The 20,485-nt window shown below is 63.6% G+C and carries 21 protein-coding genes and 1 riboswitch; of the genes, 17 read left to right on the top strand and 4 right to left on the bottom strand.

The window, feature by feature from the left end; genetic code table 11:
- The 7 genes from BLT09_RS29355 to BLT09_RS29325 all read left to right on the top strand — a co-directional run.
- Positions 1–721, top strand: a 721-nt coding sequence (locus BLT09_RS29355; protein WP_091599941.1) for an AraC family transcriptional regulator, incomplete at its 5' end; no start/stop codon positions are given.
- Between the two features lie 363 nt (positions 722–1,084).
- A riboswitch (guanidine-I (ykkC/yxkD leader) is annotated at positions 1,085–1,199 on the top strand.
- Positions 1,200–1,299: 100 nt separating this feature from the next.
- Positions 1,300–2,364, top strand: coding sequence for a putative urea ABC transporter substrate-binding protein (locus BLT09_RS29350; protein ID WP_091599939.1), 1,065 nt, complete (start codon positions 1,300–1,302; stop codon positions 2,362–2,364).
- Positions 2,365–2,469: 105 nt separating this feature from the next.
- Positions 2,470–3,282, top strand: coding sequence for an ABC transporter permease (locus BLT09_RS29345; RefSeq protein ID WP_091599937.1), 813 nt, complete (start codon positions 2,470–2,472; stop codon positions 3,280–3,282).
- The gene (locus tag BLT09_RS29340) at positions 3,279–4,088 is read left to right on the top strand and encodes an ATP-binding cassette domain-containing protein (protein WP_091599935.1); all 810 of its coding nucleotides are present in this window, start codon (positions 3,279–3,281) and stop codon (positions 4,086–4,088) included. Before BLT09_RS29345 ends, BLT09_RS29340 begins: the two co-directional genes overlap by 4 nt.
- A gap of 11 nt (positions 4,089–4,099) precedes the next feature.
- Complete coding sequence (locus BLT09_RS29335; protein ID WP_077381532.1) at positions 4,100–5,308, top strand: agmatinase family protein; 1,209 nt, start codon at positions 4,100–4,102, stop codon at positions 5,306–5,308.
- A gap of 2 nt (positions 5,309–5,310) precedes the next feature.
- Positions 5,311–5,844: a hypothetical protein gene (locus BLT09_RS29330; RefSeq protein ID WP_091599933.1), complete on the top strand. Its 534-nt coding sequence runs from the start codon at positions 5,311–5,313 to the stop codon at positions 5,842–5,844.
- An 83-nt stretch (positions 5,845–5,927) separates the two neighbouring features.
- Positions 5,928–6,503, top strand: a complete 576-nt coding sequence (locus BLT09_RS29325; RefSeq protein ID WP_236473078.1) for a HupE/UreJ family protein — start codon at positions 5,928–5,930, stop codon at positions 6,501–6,503.
- Positions 6,504–6,660: 157 nt separating this feature from the next.
- Here the strand turns inward: BLT09_RS29325 and BLT09_RS29320 are convergent, their stop codons facing one another.
- Positions 6,661–7,374: a GntR family transcriptional regulator gene (locus BLT09_RS29320; RefSeq protein ID WP_023800160.1), complete on the bottom strand. Its 714-nt coding sequence runs from the start codon at positions 7,372–7,374 to the stop codon at positions 6,661–6,663.
- Between the two features lie 260 nt (positions 7,375–7,634).
- Here BLT09_RS29320 and BLT09_RS29315 point away from each other — a divergent pair, with 260 nt between their 5' ends.
- The 6 genes from BLT09_RS29315 (at position 7,635) to BLT09_RS29285 (ending at position 13,615) form a co-directional block, all read left to right on the top strand.
- Entirely contained in the window at positions 7,635–8,723 is a 1,089-nt protein-coding gene (locus tag BLT09_RS29315) for an ABC transporter ATP-binding protein (RefSeq protein WP_091599929.1), read from the top strand.
- Between the two features lie 33 nt (positions 8,724–8,756).
- On the top strand, positions 8,757–10,046 hold the full coding sequence (locus BLT09_RS29310) for an ABC transporter substrate-binding protein (protein WP_027152544.1): 1,290 nt from the start codon (positions 8,757–8,759) through the stop codon (positions 10,044–10,046).
- 242 nt (positions 10,047–10,288) lie between these two features.
- Positions 10,289–11,200, top strand: a complete 912-nt coding sequence (locus BLT09_RS29300) for an ABC transporter permease (RefSeq protein WP_091599926.1) — start codon at positions 10,289–10,291, stop codon at positions 11,198–11,200.
- 4 nt (positions 11,201–11,204) lie between these two features.
- Positions 11,205–12,023, top strand: coding sequence for an ABC transporter permease (locus BLT09_RS29295; RefSeq protein WP_091599924.1), 819 nt, complete (start codon positions 11,205–11,207; stop codon positions 12,021–12,023).
- Positions 11,995–12,780, top strand: coding sequence for an aspartate/glutamate racemase family protein (locus BLT09_RS29290; RefSeq protein ID WP_091599922.1), 786 nt, complete (start codon positions 11,995–11,997; stop codon positions 12,778–12,780). The genes BLT09_RS29295 and BLT09_RS29290 overlap by 29 nt, the downstream gene beginning before the upstream one ends.
- 4 nt (positions 12,781–12,784) lie before the next feature.
- Positions 12,785–13,615 (top strand): GNAT family N-acetyltransferase, encoded by an 831-nt coding sequence (locus BLT09_RS29285; RefSeq protein ID WP_091599921.1) that lies wholly within the window; start codon positions 12,785–12,787, stop codon positions 13,613–13,615.
- Between the two features lie 10 nt (positions 13,616–13,625).
- Here the strand turns inward: BLT09_RS29285 and BLT09_RS29280 are convergent, their stop codons facing one another.
- A complete protein-coding gene (locus tag BLT09_RS29280) occupies positions 13,626–14,165 on the bottom strand; it encodes an Lrp/AsnC family transcriptional regulator (RefSeq protein ID WP_091599919.1) in 540 nt (179 codons plus the stop codon).
- Between the two features lie 48 nt (positions 14,166–14,213).
- Here BLT09_RS29280 and BLT09_RS29275 point away from each other — a divergent pair, with 48 nt between their 5' ends.
- Together BLT09_RS29275 and BLT09_RS29270 are read left to right on the top strand one after the other, a co-directional pair.
- On the top strand, positions 14,214–15,392 hold the full coding sequence (locus BLT09_RS29275) for an MFS transporter (RefSeq protein WP_091599916.1): 1,179 nt from the start codon (positions 14,214–14,216) through the stop codon (positions 15,390–15,392).
- A 125-nt stretch (positions 15,393–15,517) separates the two neighbouring features.
- The gene (locus tag BLT09_RS29270) at positions 15,518–15,943 is read left to right on the top strand and encodes a GNAT family N-acetyltransferase (protein ID WP_091599914.1); all 426 of its coding nucleotides are present in this window, start codon (positions 15,518–15,520) and stop codon (positions 15,941–15,943) included.
- On the opposite strand, the gene BLT09_RS29265 is transcribed toward BLT09_RS29270, so the two are convergent.
- Positions 15,944–17,074 carry an anhydro-N-acetylmuramic acid kinase gene (locus tag BLT09_RS29265; RefSeq protein ID WP_091599953.1) on the bottom strand — a complete coding sequence of 377 codons (1,131 nt, stop codon included), beginning with the start codon at positions 17,072–17,074 and terminating at the stop codon, positions 15,944–15,946.
- Between the two features lie 170 nt (positions 17,075–17,244).
- Positions 17,245–18,168, bottom strand: coding sequence for an N-acetylmuramic acid 6-phosphate etherase (gene murQ, locus BLT09_RS29260; protein WP_091599912.1), 924 nt, complete (start codon positions 18,166–18,168; stop codon positions 17,245–17,247).
- A gap of 170 nt (positions 18,169–18,338) precedes the next feature.
- Between murQ and BLT09_RS29255 the strand changes: the two genes are divergently transcribed.
- The gene (locus BLT09_RS29255; RefSeq protein WP_091599910.1) at positions 18,339–19,448 is read left to right on the top strand and encodes a carbohydrate kinase; all 1,110 of its coding nucleotides are present in this window, start codon (positions 18,339–18,341) and stop codon (positions 19,446–19,448) included.
- 30 nt (positions 19,449–19,478) lie between these two features.
- Positions 19,479–20,429 carry a pseudouridine-5'-phosphate glycosidase gene (locus tag BLT09_RS29250; RefSeq protein ID WP_091599908.1) on the top strand — a complete coding sequence of 317 codons (951 nt, stop codon included), beginning with the start codon at positions 19,479–19,481 and terminating at the stop codon, positions 20,427–20,429.
- Positions 20,430–20,485: the final 56 nt, after the last annotated feature.

Raw genomic sequence — 20,485 nt, 5'->3', positions numbered from 1 at the left:
AGCAGAGCCCGCCGGGCGGACCTACGCTTTTCATACGCACCACCGGGCGCAGCTTTTCCAGATCGTGCGGGGATCGTTGAGGCTAGAGACCGAGCGGGGTTACTTCATCATCCCGCCCGAACGCGCCGTGTTCGTGCCGTCCGGGGTCCTCCACGAGGTAACCTACCTGCAGGAGACGGAGCGCAGCTATCTCTTTTTCCGCCCCGACGCGGTGGCGAGCCTGTCACCGGAGGTCTCCGTGATCGGTACGACGCAGCTCCTGCGCGAGCTAATCCTGGCGTTTCTGGAAATACCTCGCGCGGATGCGGGCAGCCTCCGCGCCGAACGACTTGTGGCAGTCATTCTCGACCAGCTCCAGACGAGTCCGGTCGCACCGTTGTCTCTCCCGTTGCCGGCATCCGAACGCCTCCGGGACATCGCCGCAGACATGCGGAATGAGCCGGGAGCAGATTGGCCCCTCGATGAGCTTGCGTCACGTGCGGCCATGTCCCCACGTAGCTTCCAGCGTCACTTCCAATCTGAGACAGGGATGAGTTTCCGCGCCTGGCGACAGCAGGCGAAACTGCTGAAATCGGTGGAGTGGCTTGCCGGTGGCCGAAGCGTCGGCGACATCGCTTTTGCACTCGGCTACTCAGGCCCCAGCGCTTTCATCGCGGTTTTTCGGGCGGCCTTCGGTGCCTCTCCCGGAAAATACTTCCAAGACACGCCTCTGAAGCTGTGATTCACCGGATGCCCGGCGCGGCTTACCGCGTAAGTCTGCCTTCTTGGCCTCGCTCTCCAGAACCTGCCAGTCTCCTTCCGGCCCCACACAGGTCGTTCCATAACAGCGGCTTGAAGGACCACTCCTGGCGCACACGCGCCGTCGGAGAGCTGGTGAGTTAGGTCTCCTTCCCACCCTGAGGGGGCTAACGGCCCCGGAAGCAAGCGTCAGATTTTGACCACTAGCAATCAGGCAAACTGCCCAATCCGTCGGCGATGCGATGATTTTCGCGTCACTTGTGCGAACGCTCGAAGCCGCACAGTCCACAAATGCCGGCCTTTTTGGCCTGTTCGGCATTGGCATGCTCCTTGCATCGTTGGTGATGTGCAGAGCGTCTAGGGTTCCGGCCGCAACACAGCGGTGCTGGTCCAAGAGATGCGACCGCCAGGGATGCACTGAGGCATCCGGCGGAACACGGCGGGCCAAAATCCCGGGAGAACCCTGCACGGGTTTGCTGGCGCGAACCTCTCCCGGATGCGCGCTCCGCAAACCCCAACATAAAGTCCGGACGCAATCCGGATCGCGAACAGGGGTACGCAATGCTTCGCAAGCTGGCCGCAATCATCCTAGCCGCATCACTCAGCCTTCCCATCGTTTCCGCTGCCGACGCGGCGCCCAAGAAAGACTTCAAGATATGCTGGTCGATCTATGTCGGCTGGATGCCGTGGGGCTATCTCTCCGACAGCGGCATCATGAAGAAATGGGCAGACAAGAACGGCATCAATGTCGAGATCACCCGCATCAACGACTATGTCGAAAGCATCAACCAGTACACCGCCGGCGGTTTCGACGGCTGTTCGATGACCAACATGGACGCGCTGTCGATCCCCGCAGGCGGCGGCGTCGACACCACCGCCTTGATCATCGGCGACTTCTCCAACGGCAACGATGCGGTGATCCTCAAGGACAAGGCCGCGCTCGCCGACATTGCCGGCCAGAAGGTCAATCTCGTAGAGCTCTCCGTCTCGCATTACCTGCTGGCGCGGGCACTGGACACGGTCAAGCTCGCCGAGAAGGACATCACCGTCGTCAACACGTCCGACGCCGACATGGTCGCCGCCTACGGCACCAGCGACGTCACCTCGGTCGTTACCTGGAACCCGCTGGTTTCCGAGATCGTCGCCATGCCGGGTGCGCACAAGGTTTTCGATTCCGCGCAGATTCCCGGTGAGATCATCGACATGATGGTCGTCAACACCGAGACGCTGAAGGACAATCCGGAATTGGGCAAGGCGCTTGTCGGCGCGTGGTACGAGGTGATGGACCTGATGACCTCCGACACGCCGGAAGGCAAGGCAGCCAAGGAGGAGATGGCCAAGGCGTCCGGCACCGACCTCGCCGGCTTCGACGCGCAGCTTGCCTCGACGGCAATGTTCTTCGACCCCGCCAAGGCGGTCGAGTTCACCAATGGCAGCGAATTGCCGAAGACGATGGATCTGGTCCGCAACTTCCTGTTCAGCCACGGCATTCTCGGCACCAATGCGACGAGTGTCGACGTGGTCGGCATGAGCTTTGCCGACGGATCGACGCTGGGCGACGCCAACAACGTCAAGCTGCGTTTCGATCCAGCGTTCATGGCCGAGGCGGCAACCGCAACGCCCTGACCCGACATGCTGGCCAAGGGAATGAGTGCCAGGGATGAAGCCTCCGCGACGGGCGGTGAGGGCACCACGCGCCCTTCCCGGCCAAAGCCGAGGGTGCGCCTTCGCATGATCAATGCGAAGGTTTCGCGCGGCGGCGCCTTGTTCCTCGGCGGCTTGCCGTTCCTGTTCGTGGCGATCGCCTATCTCTTCGCTTCGGCGCAACGACTGGCGGTCAATCCCAGCGACAAGCTGCTGCCTTCGCCGGTACAGATGTGGTCGGCCTTTCTTGACCTTGCCACGGTGCCGGACAAGCGCTCGGGCGACCTCATCCTGTGGGTCGACACCTATGCCAGTCTCCTCAGGCTGTTCGCGGGCGTGGGCGTTGCCACGGTCGCCGCGCTTTCGCTCGGCATTGCCATCGGCTTCATCCCGCGGGTGCGGGCGTTCCTGCTGCCCTTCGTCACCGTCGTTTGCGTCATCCCTCCGCTGGCGCTGCTGCCGATCCTGTTCATCGCGCTCGGCCTCGGCGAAACGGCCAAGATCACGCTGATCGCCGTCGGCGTCGCGCCGGTGATGGTGCGCGACATCGCCAACCGGGTGATGGAACTGCCACCAGAACTGGTGGCCAAGGCGCAAACGCTTGGCGGCAACAGCTGGACCATGGTCTTGCGGCTGGTGCTGCCGCAGATCATGCCGCGCCTCCTCACTTGCGTGCGGCTGGCGCTCGGGCCGGCCTGGCTGTTCCTGATCGCCGCCGAAGCCATCGCCTCGACCGAAGGGCTGGGTTACCGCATCTTCCTCGTCCGCCGCTATCTCTCGATGGACGTCATCCTGCCCTATGTCGCCTGGATCACGCTGCTTGCCGTGATTACCGACTGGCTGCTGGTGCGGCTGTCGCGGGCAATCTCCCCTTGGGCGCATCCGGTGGAGGCCAGATGAGCCGCATCGTCGTTCACGGGCTGGAAAAGAGTTATGGCGATGCCCGCGTGCTCGAGCGGGTCAACGTCACCGCCGAAGCCGGCGAATTCCTGTCGCTGGTCGGCGCCAGCGGCTGCGGAAAATCGACGTTCCTGCGCATCCTGCTCGGCCAGGAGCAGCAGAGCAGCGGTGTCGTCATCGTCGGCGATGGCCCGATCGTGCCCGAGCCGACGCCGCAGCGCGGCATCGTCTTCCAGCGCTATTCGGTGTTTCCGCATCTGACCGCCATGCAGAACCTGCTGCTGGTCGAAGACTTTCGCTCGGGCGGGCCGTTTGGCCGCGTCTTCGGCGCCAGGCGCAGAAACGCCAGGCAACAGGCCGAGGCCATGCTGGCGCGGGTTGGCCTTGCCCATGCGCGCGACCTCTATCCGGCATCGCTCTCCGGCGGCATGCAGCAGCGGCTGGCGATTGCACAGACCTTGCTCGGCCGTCCGCAGATCCTGCTTCTCGACGAGCCGTTCGGGGCGCTCGATCCCGGCATCCGCGTCGAGATGCACGAGCTATTGACCGAGTTGTGGACCGAGCACGGCATGACGGTGGTGCTGGTCACCCACGATATCGGCGAAGCCTTCAAGCTTGGCACCCGTGTGCTGGTCTTCGACAAGGTGCGCCACGATCCGCAGTTCCCGTCGGCTTACGGCGCGACGATCACCTACGATCTGAAGCTCGATCGCAAGACCCGGGCTTCCTCTCAGCACTTGGCCAAGGTGGCCGCGATGGTCGGGACGACCCGACCGGATACAGCAATGGCGACGACGGCGTCGTAACGGAGAGTTGAATGTCCAGAAATATCCCCGAACGCAGCCACCGCCGGGCAGGGCTCGTCGCCCGGGCGGCCAGGGAGCGTTTTCACCACCCCGATTTCGACGCCCGCGGCACGCAGGGCTGGAAGTCCATCGAGGCCGAGGGCAAGCTGCCGGAAAGCGGCTGGCGCAAGGAGCAGCAATGGGCGCTCGACATGGGCCTGCCGGGATCGGAGTCGATCGTCGACAAGTCGATCCCGACATTCGCGCGCGGCGAGCTGCCGCATTTCGCCGGCATCAACACCTTCCTCAAGGCGCCCTATGTCGAGAACGTCCGCGATGTCGGCAAATATGATGCTGCCGTCATCGGCATTCCTTTCGACAGCGGCACCACCTACCGGCCGGGAACCCGCTTCGGGCCGCAAGGCATTCGCCGCATCTCGGCGCTCTATACGCCGTACAATTACGAGCTCGGCGTCGATTTGCGCGAGCAGATGACGTTGTGCGACGCCGGCGACGTCTTCACCATTCCCGCCAACCTCGAAAAGAGTTTTGACCAGATCACCAAGGGCGTCAGCCATGTCGCCTCGTCCGGCGCGCTGCCGATCATGCTGGGCGGCGACCATTCGATCGGTTTCCCTTGCGTTCGCGGCATCGCCGACGTGACCTCGAAGCGCATCGGCATCATCCATTTCGACCGCCATATCGACATCCAGGAAAAGGATCTCGACGAGCGCATGCACACCACGCCCTGGTACTGGGCGACCAACCTGCCGAATGTCTCGGCGACCAATCTCGTGCAGCTCGGCATCGGCGGCTGGCAGGTTCCCCGCTACGGCGTCGCCGAGGCGAGAAAACGCGGCACCAACGTGCTGACCATTGCCGACATCGAGCAGATGGGGCTTGAGAAGGCGGCGGAAATCGCGCTCGAGCTCGCATGGAAGGACACCGACGCCGTCTACATCTCCTTCGACGTCGACAGCCTCGATTGCGGCTTCGTGCCGGGCACCGGCTGGCCTGAGCCGGGCGGCTTCCTGCCGCGCGAGGCGCTCAAGCTGCTTGGGCTGGTGACGGCGCCTGGCATTTGCGGGCTGGAAGTGGTCGAGGTCTCGCCGCCCTACGACACGTCGGACATCACCGCGCTGTTCGGCGTGCGTGTCGTCGTCGAAGCGCTCGGCTCCATGGTCGCCCACGGCAATCTCGGCAAGCACAAATCGATCATCGACAAACCGGTGAGTTTTTGACCATGCACGACGATCATCACCACAGTCATGGCCATGGCGACGGCCACCATCATCACGGGCCGAACGGTCATCATGACCATCCGCACGCCCCCGGCCACAATGGGCCCGCTGGCAAGCCGCTGCAATGGCAGACGCCGCATCTGCCGGAGCAGGCTCACGAGTTGCCGGTTGATCCCGCATCGGTCGACCTCGATCTTGTCGAAACCGCCTTCCTCGAAGGCTTTGCGCGGGCGCCGGACCCATCCAGCTTTCTGCGTCTGGCCGGCATACCCTTTGTCGGCGAGAGGGCCGACGGCGTGCGGCTTCATCTCTTGCGCGTCGAAACCGAGGATCTGGTCGACGTCGGCGCGGTCATGCCGCTCGTCGGCGGCACCGGCGTCGCCTATCACCCGCTGCCGGCGCGCCTGACATCGCATCGCCGCCGCCTCGCTTTCATCTATCACGATGGCGCTGAGCAAAAGCCGCTCGGCTTCGCCGCGGCGCGCGCCCTCGCAGACCGCTCCGCCGCTTCGCAATTCGCCGTTCCCGGGCACTGAAAACCAAAACCCGTCACTCTCATCGAACAGGTACAACCATGAAAACATTTGCAAGCATGAAAACATTGGCAAGCATGAAAACATTGGCAAGATTTGGCATCCTTTCAGCTCTCGCCGCCCTCACACCGTCGCTGGCGTTTGCCCATAGCGGCGGCGCTCACGTCCACGGCTTTTTCGCCGGTCTCCAACATCCGCTCCTCGGCATGGACCATCTGCTTGCCATGATCGCGGTCGGCATCATCGGCGCCCGTGCCGGCGGGCGCAGCATTGTCCTTGTGCCGCTGTTCTTTGTCTCGGCCATGGTCGCAGGGGCGTTTCTCGGCATGGCCGGCATCGGCCTGCCTTCGCTTGAAACCGGCATCGCGCTGTCGCTCGTGGTCTTCGGCGCCATGGTCGGCCTCGTCAGCCCGCTGCCGCTGGCCGCCGCGGCGGCACTGACGGCCCTGTTCGGCCTCTTCCACGGCAACGCCCACGGCCTTGAGAGTCCCGAGAGCGCCGGCGGCATCGCCTACGCCGCTGGCTTCATGCTCGCCACGTCGATGCTGCATGCAATCGGCATTCTGTCCGCTGTCAAGCTGGCTCGTTGGCCGACGACGGTCCGCACCGCTGGAATCGCCACCTCGCTGGTTGGAATGGCCATGGCGGCCCAAGCTTTTTGAGACGTAAGCAGTCGGCGAACAGAACTGGAAAGCAGATGAGCCAGAAGTGGTCGATGAGGCTGCGGCGCGTCCGCGATTTGCTGTACCAGATCCTGAAGGTCCGAGCCCAACGGCTTTGAGGGGCGCGGTATTCGCGTCCCTCCGGTCGAAATGAGCGTCAGAACTCGAGCGCCTGCCTGAGCGCCGGACCGCTCCTGACACGCAGATCGAGGTCGGCCTCGATATGATCGATGTGATGCAGCATCAGCGCGCTGGCGCGTTCGGAATTGCCATTTTCCAGCGCCTCCAGGATATTCATGTGCTCACTATGGCCGCAGCTCGAGACGCCCGAGCGGCCGTAGAGCGCGATCACCAGCGATGACCGCGCCACCAGTTCTTCCATGAAGCGCTGGAGGATGGCGTTTCCGGCAACCGAAGCCAGCAGCAGGTGAAAATCGCCCGAAGCCTTGATTTCCGAGCGTCTTGCATTTGGTCCGCGTTCGGCAATGAAGCGGCCCTCTTCATCGAGCTGCGCCTTGAAGGCAGCGACATGGTCCGGCGTCATCCGCCCGGCTGCCGCAATCGCTATGCCGGGCTCGATCAGCCGGCGCGAAGCGAAGACCTGGCGCGCTTCCTCCGGCGACGGGTTGGCGACGAAGGCGCCACGATTGCGCTCGGTCCGTACCAGGCCTTCGAAGGAGAGCATCTGCAGCGCCGCGCGCGCCACGGTGCGGCTGACATCGAATAAAGTGCCGACCTCGCCTTCCGACAGTTTGGTTCCGGGCGCCAGCCGGCGGTCGACGATCGCGTCGCGCAACTGGTCGCGGATCGCCTGGGCGCGATCCTCGTTGGCACTGTCGACAGCAGGGAAAGTCTGGTCGGCTATATTCATGATGGTGATCCCTGCGCCTTTCTACCCTGAATCGGGTCGCTTGCACGAGGGGCAAAGTGAATACGATGCCGGAAAAGATTGCATACGATTTTTGCGAGAATCGATGGCGATCGCCTATAATTTGTGCATTCTCAGGCATGCCGTTTCGAGGGGCAGCCGGAGGCAATTCTGATTTTCCCAAGGAATCAATCGTTTGAGGCCGATCTGGGGCAACTGGCATGCATGATGCTTTGCTTAAGTTGATTTAGAGAGGAAGCCGGATGTCCAAAGCCGCCGAAATCGACATCGTGTCCGTTTCGAAGATCTATGGCGCAACGACTGCCGTCGAAGACATCAGCTTGAAAATCCCCGCGGGAACCTATTGCTGCCTGCTCGGGCCGTCCGGCTGCGGCAAGACCTCGACGCTGCGCATGATTGCCGGGCATGAGAGCATATCGAGCGGCGACGTGCGTCTCGGCAACACGGTGGTCACCGACTTGCCGCCGGCCAGGCGCGGCACCGCCATGATGTTCCAGTCCTACGCGCTGTTTCCGCATCTCGACCTGGTCGACAATGTTGCGTTCAGCCTCAAGATGAAGGGCGTCGGCAAGGAAGAGCGCCGCGCCAGGGCGCTCGATATGCTGAAGCTGATGCAGATGGAGGGCTACGCCGGCCGCCGCCCGGCGCAGCTTTCGGGCGGACAGCAGCAACGCGTCGCTCTGGCCCGCGCGCTGATCACCGACCCCGAAGCGCTGCTGCTCGACGAGCCGCTATCGGCACTCGATCCATTCCTGAAGATCCGCATGCGGGCGGAACTGAAGAAGCTGCAGACGTCGCTCGGCATCACTTTCGTCCACGTCACCCACAGCCAGGAGGAGGCGATGGCGCTCGCCGACCTGATCGTGGTCATGAATGACGGCCGTATCGAGCAGGCGGCGCATCCGCGCATCGTCTTCGAGCGGCCGGCCACCGCGTTCGTCGCCCGCTTCATGGGCGATCACAACGTCGTCTCCGGCCGCGTCAGCGGCAGCCGCGACGGCATGGTTGTCTTCGATGTGCCGGGTGGGGCCTCGCTTGCGGCCAGCGGGCAGGGCAGGGCGATCGGCGAGCCGATCGATATCGCCATTCGTACCGACCATGTGCGGATCGGCGACCCACTGGCCACGGGGCTCGGCTTCACCGGCATCGCTTCCAACGTCGAATACCGCGGCTCGACCGTAAAACTCTCGGTCAATGGCGCCGGCATTGAGGATTTTACCGTCATCGTCGACGACACCAGCTTCTTCGCCAAGCCGGTCGCCGTCGGTGACGCGGTGCCGATCGCCTGGGACGCCGAGGACGCGATCGTCCTTGGTCGTCTCGATTCCTGAACCAGAACCATCAAACAAAACAGGGGAACTGACATGACCAACACCACCGACAACAAGACAGGAATTTCCCGCCGCTCGCTGCTCAAGACCGGTGCTGCCGCCGTCGGTCTTGCCGCCGGTTCGGGTGCCATCACCGGGTTCCCGACGATCTGGGCGCAGAACCCGATCACGCTGCGCCAGTTCGGCACCGGCGTGTCGAACCTCAACGCCATTGCCGACAAGTGCAAGGCCGACCTCGGCATCACGCTGGAAATGACTGCGACCGATTCCGACGCCGCCGCCCAGCGCGCGGTGACCCAGCCGGACAGCTACGACATCGCCGACATCGAATACTGGATCGCCAAGAAGGTCTATCCGTCCGGCGTGATGCAGCCGATGGATGTCAAGAAGCTGAAATATTACGACAAGATCGTACCGCTGTTCATCACCGGCAAGCTGACGCCCGACAGCGTCATCGCCCAAGGCACCGCGCCGCATACCGTCGGCTTCGTCGAGGCGCAGGACGCCAAGACCTTCGCCAAGCAGCCGACGCAGTGGATGACGATGGTTCCGACCATCTACAATGCCGATACGCTCGGCATTCGCCCCGATCTTGTCGGCCGCGACATCACCACCTGGGCCGACATCATGGATCCGGCCTTCAAGGGCAAGGCCGCCATCCTCAACATCCCGTCGATCGGCATCATGGATGCGGCGATGATCATGGAAGCCATGGGCAACATCAAATATGCCGACAAGGGCAACATGACCAAGGAGGAGATCGACAAGACGATCGACTTCCTGATCAAGGCCAAGCAGGACGGCCAGTTCCGGGCGTTCTGGAAATCGTTCGACGAGAGCGTCAATTTGATGGCTTCAGGCGAAGTGGTCATCCAGTCGATGTGGTCGCCGGCGGTCGCGGCGGTGCGCTCCAAGGGCATCGCCTGCAAATACCAGCCGCTGAAGGAAGGCTATCGCTCGTGGGGCGGCGGCCTTGGTCTGGCAGCGCATCTCAAGGGCGCCGAGCTCGACGCCGCCTACGAGTACATCAACTGGTACCTGTCCGGCTGGGTCGGCGCCTACCTCAACCGCCAGGGCTATTACTCGGCCGCCATGGATACGGCCAAGCAGTTCATGTCCGAGGACGAATGGGGCTACTGGGTCGACGGCAAGCCGGCCAAGGGCGACATCATGGCGCCGGACGGCAAGATCATGGAGAAGGCGGGCGCGGTGCGTGACGGCGGCTCTTTTGTCGAGCGCATGGGCAAGGTCGCCTGCTGGAACTCGGTCATGGACGAGGACCGCTACATGGTGAGGCGCTGGAACGAATTCATCGCGGCGTAGTGCAGCCATTCTGAGATGCCTCACTCCTTCCCACCCCCCTCTGTCCTGCCGGACATCTCCCCCGCAAGGGGGGAGATTGCGCCCTCAATACCGCTTTCGCCAACCGCCGGCACTGCAAGAATGGCGCCGACAACGCAACTGCCAATCTCCCCCCTTGCGGGGGAGATGTCCGGCAGGACAGAGGGGGGTGGGAAGGATCACAACCTGGCAAATCGCTTCTCATCGCACCAAGGCTGTTCAGGATGACTGTGGCTCTCGATCAGCCTGCGACCACTGCCATAAAACCGGCCAAACGCCGCTGCGTCTCGGTCGCCCGCTTCGTCCCCTACCTCCAGGCGGCGCCGCTGGCGCTGATCCTTGGCGCGTTCCTTTTGCTGCCGATCCTGATGATCGCCGTGGTCTCCTTCTGGGATTACGATTTCGCTGCGATGTATCCGGATTTCCTGACCATCAACTACGCCGACACGCTCGGCTCCTGGGTAACCTGGAAAACCTATCTGAACACGCTGAAATACGCTGGTATCGTCTGGGCACTGACGCTGTTCGTCGGCTTCTGGGTCGCCTATTTCCTCGCCTTCCATATCAGGACCACCGCCATGCAGATGGTGCTGTTCCTGGTCTGCACGGTGCCGTTCCTGACCTCCAACATCATCCGCATGATCTCGTGGATTCCGGTGCTTGGCCGCAACGGCCTGGTCAACTCGACGCTGGTTGAGATCGGGCTGATCCCGAAGCCGATCGAATGGCTGCTCTATTCCGAATTCGCCGTGGTGCTGGCCATGGTGCATCTCTACACGCTGTTCATGGTGACACCGATCTTCAACACGCTGATGCGCATCGACAAGTCGCTGATCGAGGCTGCGCGCGATGCCGGCGCGTCCGGCTGGCAGGTGTTGTGGAACGTCGTCATCCCGCTTGCCAAGCCCGGCATGGCGATCGGCACCATCTTCGTCGTCACGCTGGTGATGGCCGACTTTTCGACGGTGCAGGTGATGTCCGGCGGACAGAGCGCATCCGTCGCGCTGATGATGAAGAACCAGATGTCGTTGCTGCAATATCCGGCAGCGGCCGCCAACGCGGTCGTGCTGCTGGTGCTGGTGCTGCTGATGGTCGCCGGCATCCTGCGCATCGTCGACATCCGCAAGGAGCTGTGAGGCGATGAGCCGGGACAAGCGCACCCTTGAATTCTACGTGCTGGCGGCATTCTTCGCCCTTTTCGTGCTGTTTCTCTACGGCCCGCTCTCGGCGATCCTGATCCTGTCCTTCCAGGGCGAGAACGGCGGGCTGACCTTTCCGCTGAACGGCGTTTCGCTGCACTGGTTCGCCAATCTGTTCGAACGCCAGGCGGTCGGTGATTTCGGCGGCAGCTTCAAACGCTCCTTCATCCTCGGCCTGATGGTGATGATCGTCACCGTTGTCGTGTCGCTGCTTGCCGGTCTTGCCTTTCGGCAAAAATTTCGCGGCGCCACCGCTCTGTTCTATCTGGCAGTCGCCAGCCTGGTCGTGCCGTCGATCATCATCTCGCTCGGCATCGGCGTCGTCTTCCAGCAGATCGGCTTTCGTCCCGCCTGGTACACCTCTGCTTTTGGTGCCCATCTGACCTGGACCTTGCCTTTCGGCGTGCTGATCATGTTCGCCGTCTTCAACCGGTTTTCGGCGGCCTATGAGGAAGCCGCGCGGGACTTGGGCGCGACCTCCTGGCAGACCTTCGCGCATGTCGTGCTGCCGATGATCGCGCCCAGCCTGATCGGTGTCGGCCTGTTCGGTTTCACCCTGTCCTATGACGAGTTCGCCCGCACCCTGATGACCTCGGGCACGTTCAACACGCTGCCGCTCGAAATCTACGGCATGACGACGAATGTGACGACGCCAGTGCTCTATGCGCTGGGCACCGTGACCACGGTATTTTCCTTCCTGGTGATTTTGGCGACGCTCGGCGCAATCGCCTATGTCGGCGGCCGTCGGCCGCGAGCTTGAGAGAACCGCAGTGCAGATCCTCGTCGTCAATCCGAACACCACCGCCAGCATGACCGAAACCATTGCAGCGGCGGCGCGGCTCGTCGCCGCCGCCGGAACGGACATCGTCGCCGTCACCTCGTCGATGGGACCGGTGTCGATCGAAGGCTACTACGATGAGGCGCTTGCCGTGCCGGGCCTTCTGGTCGAGATCGCCGCCGGCGAGCGCTCGGGCGCGCAGGCTGCGATCGTCGCCTGTTTCGACGACACCGGCCTCGATGCGGCGCGCGCCATGGCCAACATTCCGGTCATCGGCATCTGCGAGGCAGCGCTCAGCACGGCCTCTTTCATCGCCCAGCGCTTCACCGTCGTCACCACGACCGAGCGCTCGCACGTGCCGGTCGAAGCGCTGGTGCAGCGCTATGGCATGGCAGGACGGGCACGCGTGCGCGCTGCCGACATTCCGGTCCTTGCGCTCGAAGACCCAACCTCCGATGCGATCCTGAAGCTGCGCGGCGAGATCGCGCGCGCTCTCGACGAGGATCGCGCCGAGGCCATCGTGCTCGGCTGTGCCGGCATGGCCGATCTCGCCGCCGCGCTGCGGCGGGAGTTCGGCGTTCCGGTCATCGACGGCGTCGGCGCCGCGGTCAAGCAGGCCGAGGCCCTGATCGCACTAGGCCTGTCGACGTCCAAGCGTGGCGCCTATGCAAACCCGCTGGCAAAGCCCTATCTTGGCGCATTGAAGTCCTTCGGCCCCGGTACCGTAGCCGCCGAGTGAGGCAATGCGCCGAACGATCAGAACGCTCGCACTTGAAGACGTAAAAATCCTTGTCGACTGGGCGGCAGCGGAGGGCTGGAATCCCGGTGTTGGCGATGCCGTGGCGTTCCATGCGGCGGATCCAAAGGGCTTCATCGGCGCCTTTGTCGATGGCGAGATGGTGGCCGGTATTTCAGCCGTCGCCTTTGGCGACAATTTCGGCTTCATCGGTCTCTACATCTGTCGGCCGGACAGGCGCGGCGAGGGCCATGGCAAGGCGGTCTGGGACGCCGGCATGGCGCGGCTCGGCGACCGTACGGTCGGCCTCGATGGTGTCGTCGAACAGCAGGCCAATTACCGCAGCATGGGTTTTGCGCCGGTCTACCGGACGATCCGGTTCGTCGGATCGCCGAACGGTCCGGCAACTGCCGACAGCGACATTCGCGTCATGGGCCCGGAAGCCGATGTCCTGGACTACGACAGCCGGTTCTTTCCCGCTCCGCGGCAATCCTTCCTGGAACACTGGCTGCGCCCGCCGCACGTCGCGCTTGCGATCGTCAGGGATGGCGCCATCGAGGGCTATGGCGTCGCGCGCCGATGCCGGGACGGCTGCAAGATCGGTCCGCTCTTTGCCAACAGCCTGGACGCGGCAAGCCGCCTTTTCGCGGCACTCGCCAACGCCTCCGGACCCGGAAATGTCCATCTCGACGTTCCCGAGACCAGCGGGCAATTTGCAGCCAGGCTGACGTCCGCTGGCCTTCAACCGGGCTTCGAGACGGCTCGAATGTACAGGGGAAAAGCGCCGCAGCTCACGCAGTCAGGTGTCTTTGCGATAACCACCCTGGAGCTTGGTTGACTGGACGACGCTAATACAGCGGCTTGGCCATGTGCCGGGGCGCCGGCCATTCGGTCGTGATCCCAGGCTGCACCGGCCGCTCGAGATAGGTCGACAGAACCACATAGCTTCGCGTCGAGGTCACGCCAGGCGTTTCATAAAGCCGCGACAGCAGGCCTTCGAGCGCCCGTGTGTCCTCGGTGCGGACCTTGATCAGCATGCATGTGTCGCCGGCCACCGAATGGATCTCCTCGACTTCGGGGTGCTCGGAGATCGCCATCAGTTCGGGGGTCTTTCCCCAGCCCTTGGTGTCGATGTGCACGAAGGCAAGCAGCGGCTTGCGCACCGCCTTGGGATCGATGATCGCCGCGGTGTTGCGAATGGCGCCGCTGCGCCGAAGCCGCTTCACCCGTTCATGCGCGGCCGGCGGCGACAGGCCGACACGATCACCGAGTTCGGCATAGCTGACCGTGGCGTCGTCGACCAGAACGCCTAATATCTTTCGGTCGGTCGCGTCGACATCGCGGCCAGCAGGCCTGTTCTGCGGAATGCCATCTGTTTCTTCATCCATGGTGAAATTCCTTATTGATACAGAATTTAATACGGTGATTATCGGCATATGTCGAACAGTGATCAAGTCGCAACATTGACGGCAAGGCCGCCTATCCCGGCGCTCGCCTATCTCTTGACCGGATGCATCGCGGTGATCGGCTCGAACTCACTGGTTCTCGGTCCGATAGCGCCGGCGGTGGCCGCATCGTTTGCGACGAGCGTGCCGGCCGTCATGATCGCGTCCGCTGCGTTCGGGCTTGGAACGTCGGCAAGCGCCCTGTTCCTGGCCCGCCATATCGATCGGCTCGGCGCCCGCCGCATGCTGCAAGGGGCGTTGCTGCTGCTGGCGGTCGCGCTTCTCGCCAGCGCCGCCGCGCCGACGATAACGACGCTGGTTGCAGCCCAGCTTCTCGCCGGCATCGCCGCCGGCGTTGCCATGCCGTCAATCTACGCCAGCGCCGCTGCGATCGCGCCGCCTGGCCGCGAAAGTGGAACCATCGGTGTCGTGCTGACCGGATGGACCCTGAGCATGGTCGCCGGCGTCTCATTGTCGGCGGTGCTTGCCGACCTCGTCCATTGGCGCGCCGTTTTCGCAGCGGTTGCGGTGCTTGCGGCGCTCGCGTTGACCGGCCTTACGCTGACGTCGTTGAGCGACGTCAGGAAAAGCGGCCCGGCGCCGACGCCGCTCGGCGCCTTGGCCGTTCCCGGCATCGTGCCGCTCCTGGTCGCCTGCGGCGCCTTCATGACCGCCTTCTACGGCGTCTATGGCTATCTTGGCGATCACCTTCACAACGGCTTGGGACGGCCGGTCAGCGCCAACGGCTTGGCGGCGCTCGCCTATGGCGCCGGCTTCGGCATGGCGGCGCTGCTTGACGGCGTGATCGATCGGCTTGGCGCGCGACGTGTCATGCCGTTCGCCTATCTCCTCGTCGCGGCCGTTTATGTCGCGCTCGCCGCGGCAGGCAGTAGTTTCCATCTGACCATCGCGATGGTCGCGCTCTGGGGCCTTGCCAATCATTTCGGGCTGAACGTCCTGGTGATGCGCCTCTCGGCGCTCGATCCGGCGCGGCGCGGCACGATCATGGGCCTGAACAGCGCAGTGACCTATCTCGCGGTGTTTGTCGGCACCACGGCCTTCGGACCGCTTTATTCCAGCTTCGGCTTTGCGGCATCGGCAATGGTCGCCGCGCTGCTCATGCTGGTTGCCGCTGCGGCGGCGGCGTGGCATTCGCCGCGGCCCGTCTAGTCGCGAAGCCACGCGGCGGCAGCGCTTGCGCTCCCGTCCTTTCCTTCGATAAATGCAAATGAAAGTGCCGCGCGTCCGGAAGCGCTGTATACCGGTATCCGGCTATGAGTCTGTCTGGACAAGCGATGAACATGACGCTTGAAACCACCGCCGACCCTTCGCCGAAAGAACTCGCTTTTCTCGGGGAGCGGCTCAGCGCGTTCAACGACAGCGAAGTCGGTCCGGCCAACAGGAAGGTGCTCGCCGTGTTCGTGCGCGACGAGCACCGTGCGGTTGTCGCCGGCATCTCGGGATACACCGCCTGGGGCTGGCTCTATGTGCAATGGCTGTGGGTTGATGAGCGACTGCGCGGCCAGCGCATGGCCGGCAGAATGCTGGACGCAGCCGAACAGGAAGCCATCGCACGCGGCTGTCATGGCGCCTTGATCGACACGTTCAATCCGAACGCGGCAACCGCCTATGAGCGTCAGGGGTATCGGCTGTTCGGCGTGCTTCCCGATTTTCCCGCCGGTCGCAGCCGCGTCTTCCTGCAGAAGAAACTGCTGGCTTGATCAGCCGGCAAGGCGTCCGCCGCGCATCGGCTGCGGCACACCGGTGGTGCTCGGAAAACTGATCGGCAGGCCTCTGAGCACGCGAACCGCAAGGAAGGCAAAGCACTCCGCCTCGACCGCGTCACCCTTCCAGCCGAGCGCCTCCGCCGGAACCGCTTCGACGCCGGCGCGGCTGGCAAGCATCGCCATGATCGTCGGGTTGTGGCGGCCGCCGCCGCTGACCACCAGCCGCCTCGGCCGGTGCGGCAGAAGGTCGAGCGCCTTGCCGACGGCCGCGGTGGTGAAGGCCGTCAGCAGTGCGGCACCATCCTCAGCATTCATCCCAACCGCCATGGCCGCGCCAAAATCGAACCGGTCCAGCGATTTTGGATAGGGCTTGGCCAGATACGGATGCTGCAACAGCTTGGCCAGCCGGGCTTCGTCCACAGTTCCGGCACGGGCAATCGCGCCGTCGCGGTCCATCTCACCCAAACCCTTCGACTTGATGAAATCGTTCAGCGGCGCATTGGCCGGTCCGGTGTCGAAAGCGACGACATTGTCCTTGCCGTCCCACCAGGTGATGTTGGCGACGCCGCCGAGATTGAGCACCGCCGTGTCGCCGCTGATATCGGCATCGCGCAGCAGCGCGGCGTGGTAGGCCGCCGACAGCGGCGCCCCCTGCCCGCCGGCGCGCATGTCGGCCGAACGGAAATCATAGGCGACCTTGGTTCCCAGGATTGCATGCATCAACGCCCCATCGCCGAGCTGGCGGGTCTGGCCGAGCCGGCCGGATTGCGGGGCGCGATGCAGCACGGTCTGGCCATGGAAGCCGACGACGCCGATATCGGCCATCGTCAGCCCGTAGCTTTCGACCAGGTCCTTGACGGCCGCTGATTGGGCGCGCGTCAGCGCTTGTTCAGCTTCGCGAAAGATCGCCGGCTCCGGTCCGGCAAAATTCCACGCCCTGGCCTGATCCAGCGTCTCCTCCAGCAGCGTCCGGATTGAGCCGGGGTAAGGCGCCAGCGTATAGGTGCCGAAATCCGCGATCCGCTCGCCGTCGGTCTTGATCAGCGCAACATCGATATTGCCGTCCAGCACGGTGCCGGTCATCAGGCCGACGGCCCAGATTGGTTCGCCACTTTTCGCAATCATCATTTGTTAGGCTCCGTTGACGCGATCGCCGACCGATGGGCGAATCTCGATAATCCCGCGCTGTCGAAACGGATGTGTCGGACGGATCCGTTTGGTGAGCAAGGTCCCATGCCCTGCCTTTGTCGAAGTCGGTCCATCCTGGATACTGGTATACCGGTATCCAGACAGCTTCACAGCGTCTTTTCGCCGATCGCCTTTCGCAAAAACCCGCCCGCATTGTCGAGCGCCTTGCGCGCCTCTTCGATGCCCATCCCGGTGATTGTCACCAGTATCGCCAGCTTGACGTCCTTGCCGGTCTGGTCGAGCGCCCGTCGTGCCTGCTGCGCTGTGCAGCCGGTGGTCTGCATGACGATCCCGACCGCCCTGGCGACGAGCTTCTTGTTGCTGGGATTGAGGTCGACCATCAGGTTCTGATAGCTCTTGCCGATCCGGATCATGCTGGCTGTCGTCAGCATGTTGAGAACCAGCTTTTGCGCGGTTCCCGACTTCAGCCGGGTCGACCCGGCGAGAACCTCGGGGCCGACAAGCGGAGAGATGGCGATATCGGCAATGCCGGCAATGACTGAACTGGGATTGCAGGAAAGCGCCACGGTCGTTGCTCCCACCTGCCTTGCATAGGTCAAGCCGCCGATGACGTAGGGTGTGCGGCCGCTGACCGCGATGCCGACCACCACATCGTCGGCGGTCAACTTGATGTCCTGCAGTGCCTTGATGCCTTGTTGCGGATCGTCCTCGGCGCCTTCCACAGCCCGCACCAGCGCATTCGGGCCGCCCGCGATCAGGCCGAGCACCATGCCCTCGGGCACGCCAAATGTTGGCGGACACTCCGAGGCGTCGAGAACCCCCAGCCGGCCGCTCGTGCCGGCGCCCATATAGACAAGCCGCGCGCCTTTTTGAAACGCACCAACGATCCGGTCTACCGCGGCAGCAATTTCCGGAATGACCTTCTCGACGGCGGCCGGAACGCCGCTGTCCTCGTCATTGATCAGGCGCAGGATCTCGATGGTCGGCAGCAGGTCGATATCCATCGTCCTCGGGTTCCGATCCTCGGAAACCAACCGCTCCAGCTCCGACATCAACTCCTGTTCGTTCATCCGCCTGCTTTCAAACTTCTTGCCATCGGCAACAAGTAATGTGATGCGGCGCCGGGCGTTGACCAGTACCAGAGACTGGCATCGACAGGCTCGCCAGCCAAACAAATGTTGACAACATCATCTGTTGTTGATCAATGTTCAACATGAATTGCGCGGGCCGGGGTGAGGCGATGGACGACCTTGGAGCACAGGAACAGGCAGTGCTGGATCTCATTGCGGCGAACCCGTTCGCCGGCCAGCAGGATATAGCGACCGCGCTCGGTATTGCCCGCTCGACCGTCGCGGCCCACATCGTGCAACTCGTCAACAAGGGCTACATTCTTGGCCGCGGCTATGTCTTGCCGGCGTCCAAGCGCATGATCTGCATCGGCGGCGCCGTCCTCGACCGCAAGTACCACGCCAGGAAGGATCTGATCTTCGGGACGTCGAACCCGGTCGCCGGCTACCGCAGCTTCGGCGGCGTCGCCCGCAACGTCGCCGAGAACCTTGTCCGCCTCGGCGTCGACATAAGCTTCGTTTCGATTGTCGGCGACGACGAGACCGGCCGCTCGCTGGTGCGGCATTTACGCGACCTCGGCGCCGACGTCAGCCAGGTCATCACGTCAACGGAACGGCCGACGGCGGAATATGCAGCGATCCTCGACCTCAATAACGATCTCGTGCTCGGCATCGCCGACATGGAGATCTTCGATCTGTTTTCGCCATCCTGTCTCGACCGTTTCTGGCCGCATCTGGCTTCGGCGAATTGGGTGTTCATCGACTGCAACCTGCCGGCCGCGACGATCGCGGCGCTGATGTCACGCAAGCAGGGCGCGCGCTTCAAGCTCGCCGTCGATACGGTGTCGTCGCCGAAATCGGCACGCCTGCCCAAGGACCTGTCCGGCATCGACCTTTTATTCACCAACCATGACGAGGCCAATACGATGCTTGGCATCACCGATGCCGACAAGGTGCTGAAGCCGAAAGAGGCCGCGGCGGCGCTGCGCGCGGCCGGCGCCAGCGAGGTGATTGTGACCATGGGCGCGCACGGATTTGCGGTCGCGACCGAGGGCGGCGTGGCAACGATGCGTTCCGTCCCGGCCCGCGCCGTCGACATCACCGGAGCCGGCGACGCAATGATTGCCGGCACCCTGTACAAGGTGCTTTCGGGCGATCCCGTGCTCGACGCGGCGCGCACCGGGGCGCTGCTCGCCACGCTGACCACCGAGAGCGAATCCAGCGTCCATCCCGATCTGTCGCCGCGCTTCCTCACCGCCGGCATGTACCGCATTCCCGCCTGAACGCGAGTCGAACCTGAAAGCGAAACGACGATGAAACCTTCCCTTCTCCATCTGAACGACGAAGTCGCTGCAGCACTTCGTGAAGGCCGCGCGGTGGTGGCGCTGGAATCGACGATCATCACCCACGGCATGCCCTATCCGGCCAATCTGGAGACTGCCCGCAGCGTCGAGACCGTGGTGCGCGAGAATGGCGCCGTGCCCGCCACCATCGCGGTGGTCGCCGGCAAGATCAAGGTCGGGCTCGACGACCGCGAGCTGGAGCAGCTGGCAGCGGCAAAGGACGTGGTCAAGGCGTCCGGGCGCGACCTCGCCGCCATTATGGTGGGCGGCGGCTCGGCCGGGACGACGGTCTCGGCGACGATGCGGATCGCTGCATTGGCTGGCATCGGTATTTTCGCGACCGGCGGCGTCGGCGGCGTGCATCGTGGCGCCGAGGCCACTTTCGATATTTCGGCCGACCTGACCGAACTCGGCCAGACCGGCACGACCGTCGTCTGCGCCGGCGTGAAATCGATCCTCGATATTGCAAAAACGCTGGAATATCTGGAGACCCAGCGCGTGCCGGTGATTGCCTACCAGAGCGACGACTTTCCGGCTTTTTATACGCGCTCCAGCGGACTTAAAGCCGATCACCGCCTCGATACGCCGCAGGACATTGCGCAGGCCATGCTGCTGCACGAGCAGATCGGCTCGGGCACCGGCATCCTCGTCGCCAACCCAATTCCGCAAGCGGATGCGCTCGAACCGGCCTTCATCGACGGCACGATCACGGCAGCGGTGGCGGAAGCCGAAGAACGCGGCATCGGACGCAAGGAGCTGACGCCGTTCCTGCTCGCCCGCATCAACGAGCTTTCGCAAGGCCGCAGCCTGAAGGCCAACATCGCGCTGGTCCGCAACAACGCCGCGCTTGCCGCTCGCATCGCCGTGGCGCATGCGGGATTGAAGGACATGAATAGCGGAACTGCCGGCCAAAATCGCTGACCTGTCCAGCCGCTTTCCAGCCGCGACAGGAGTTCGGCAACCCTCTGGGACATGGG

The organism is Mesorhizobium muleiense (assembly GCF_900099905.1).
GTDB lineage: Bacteria > Pseudomonadota > Alphaproteobacteria > Rhizobiales > Rhizobiaceae > Mesorhizobium > Mesorhizobium muleiense.
This window is presented reverse-complemented; position numbering and strand designations above follow the sequence as displayed.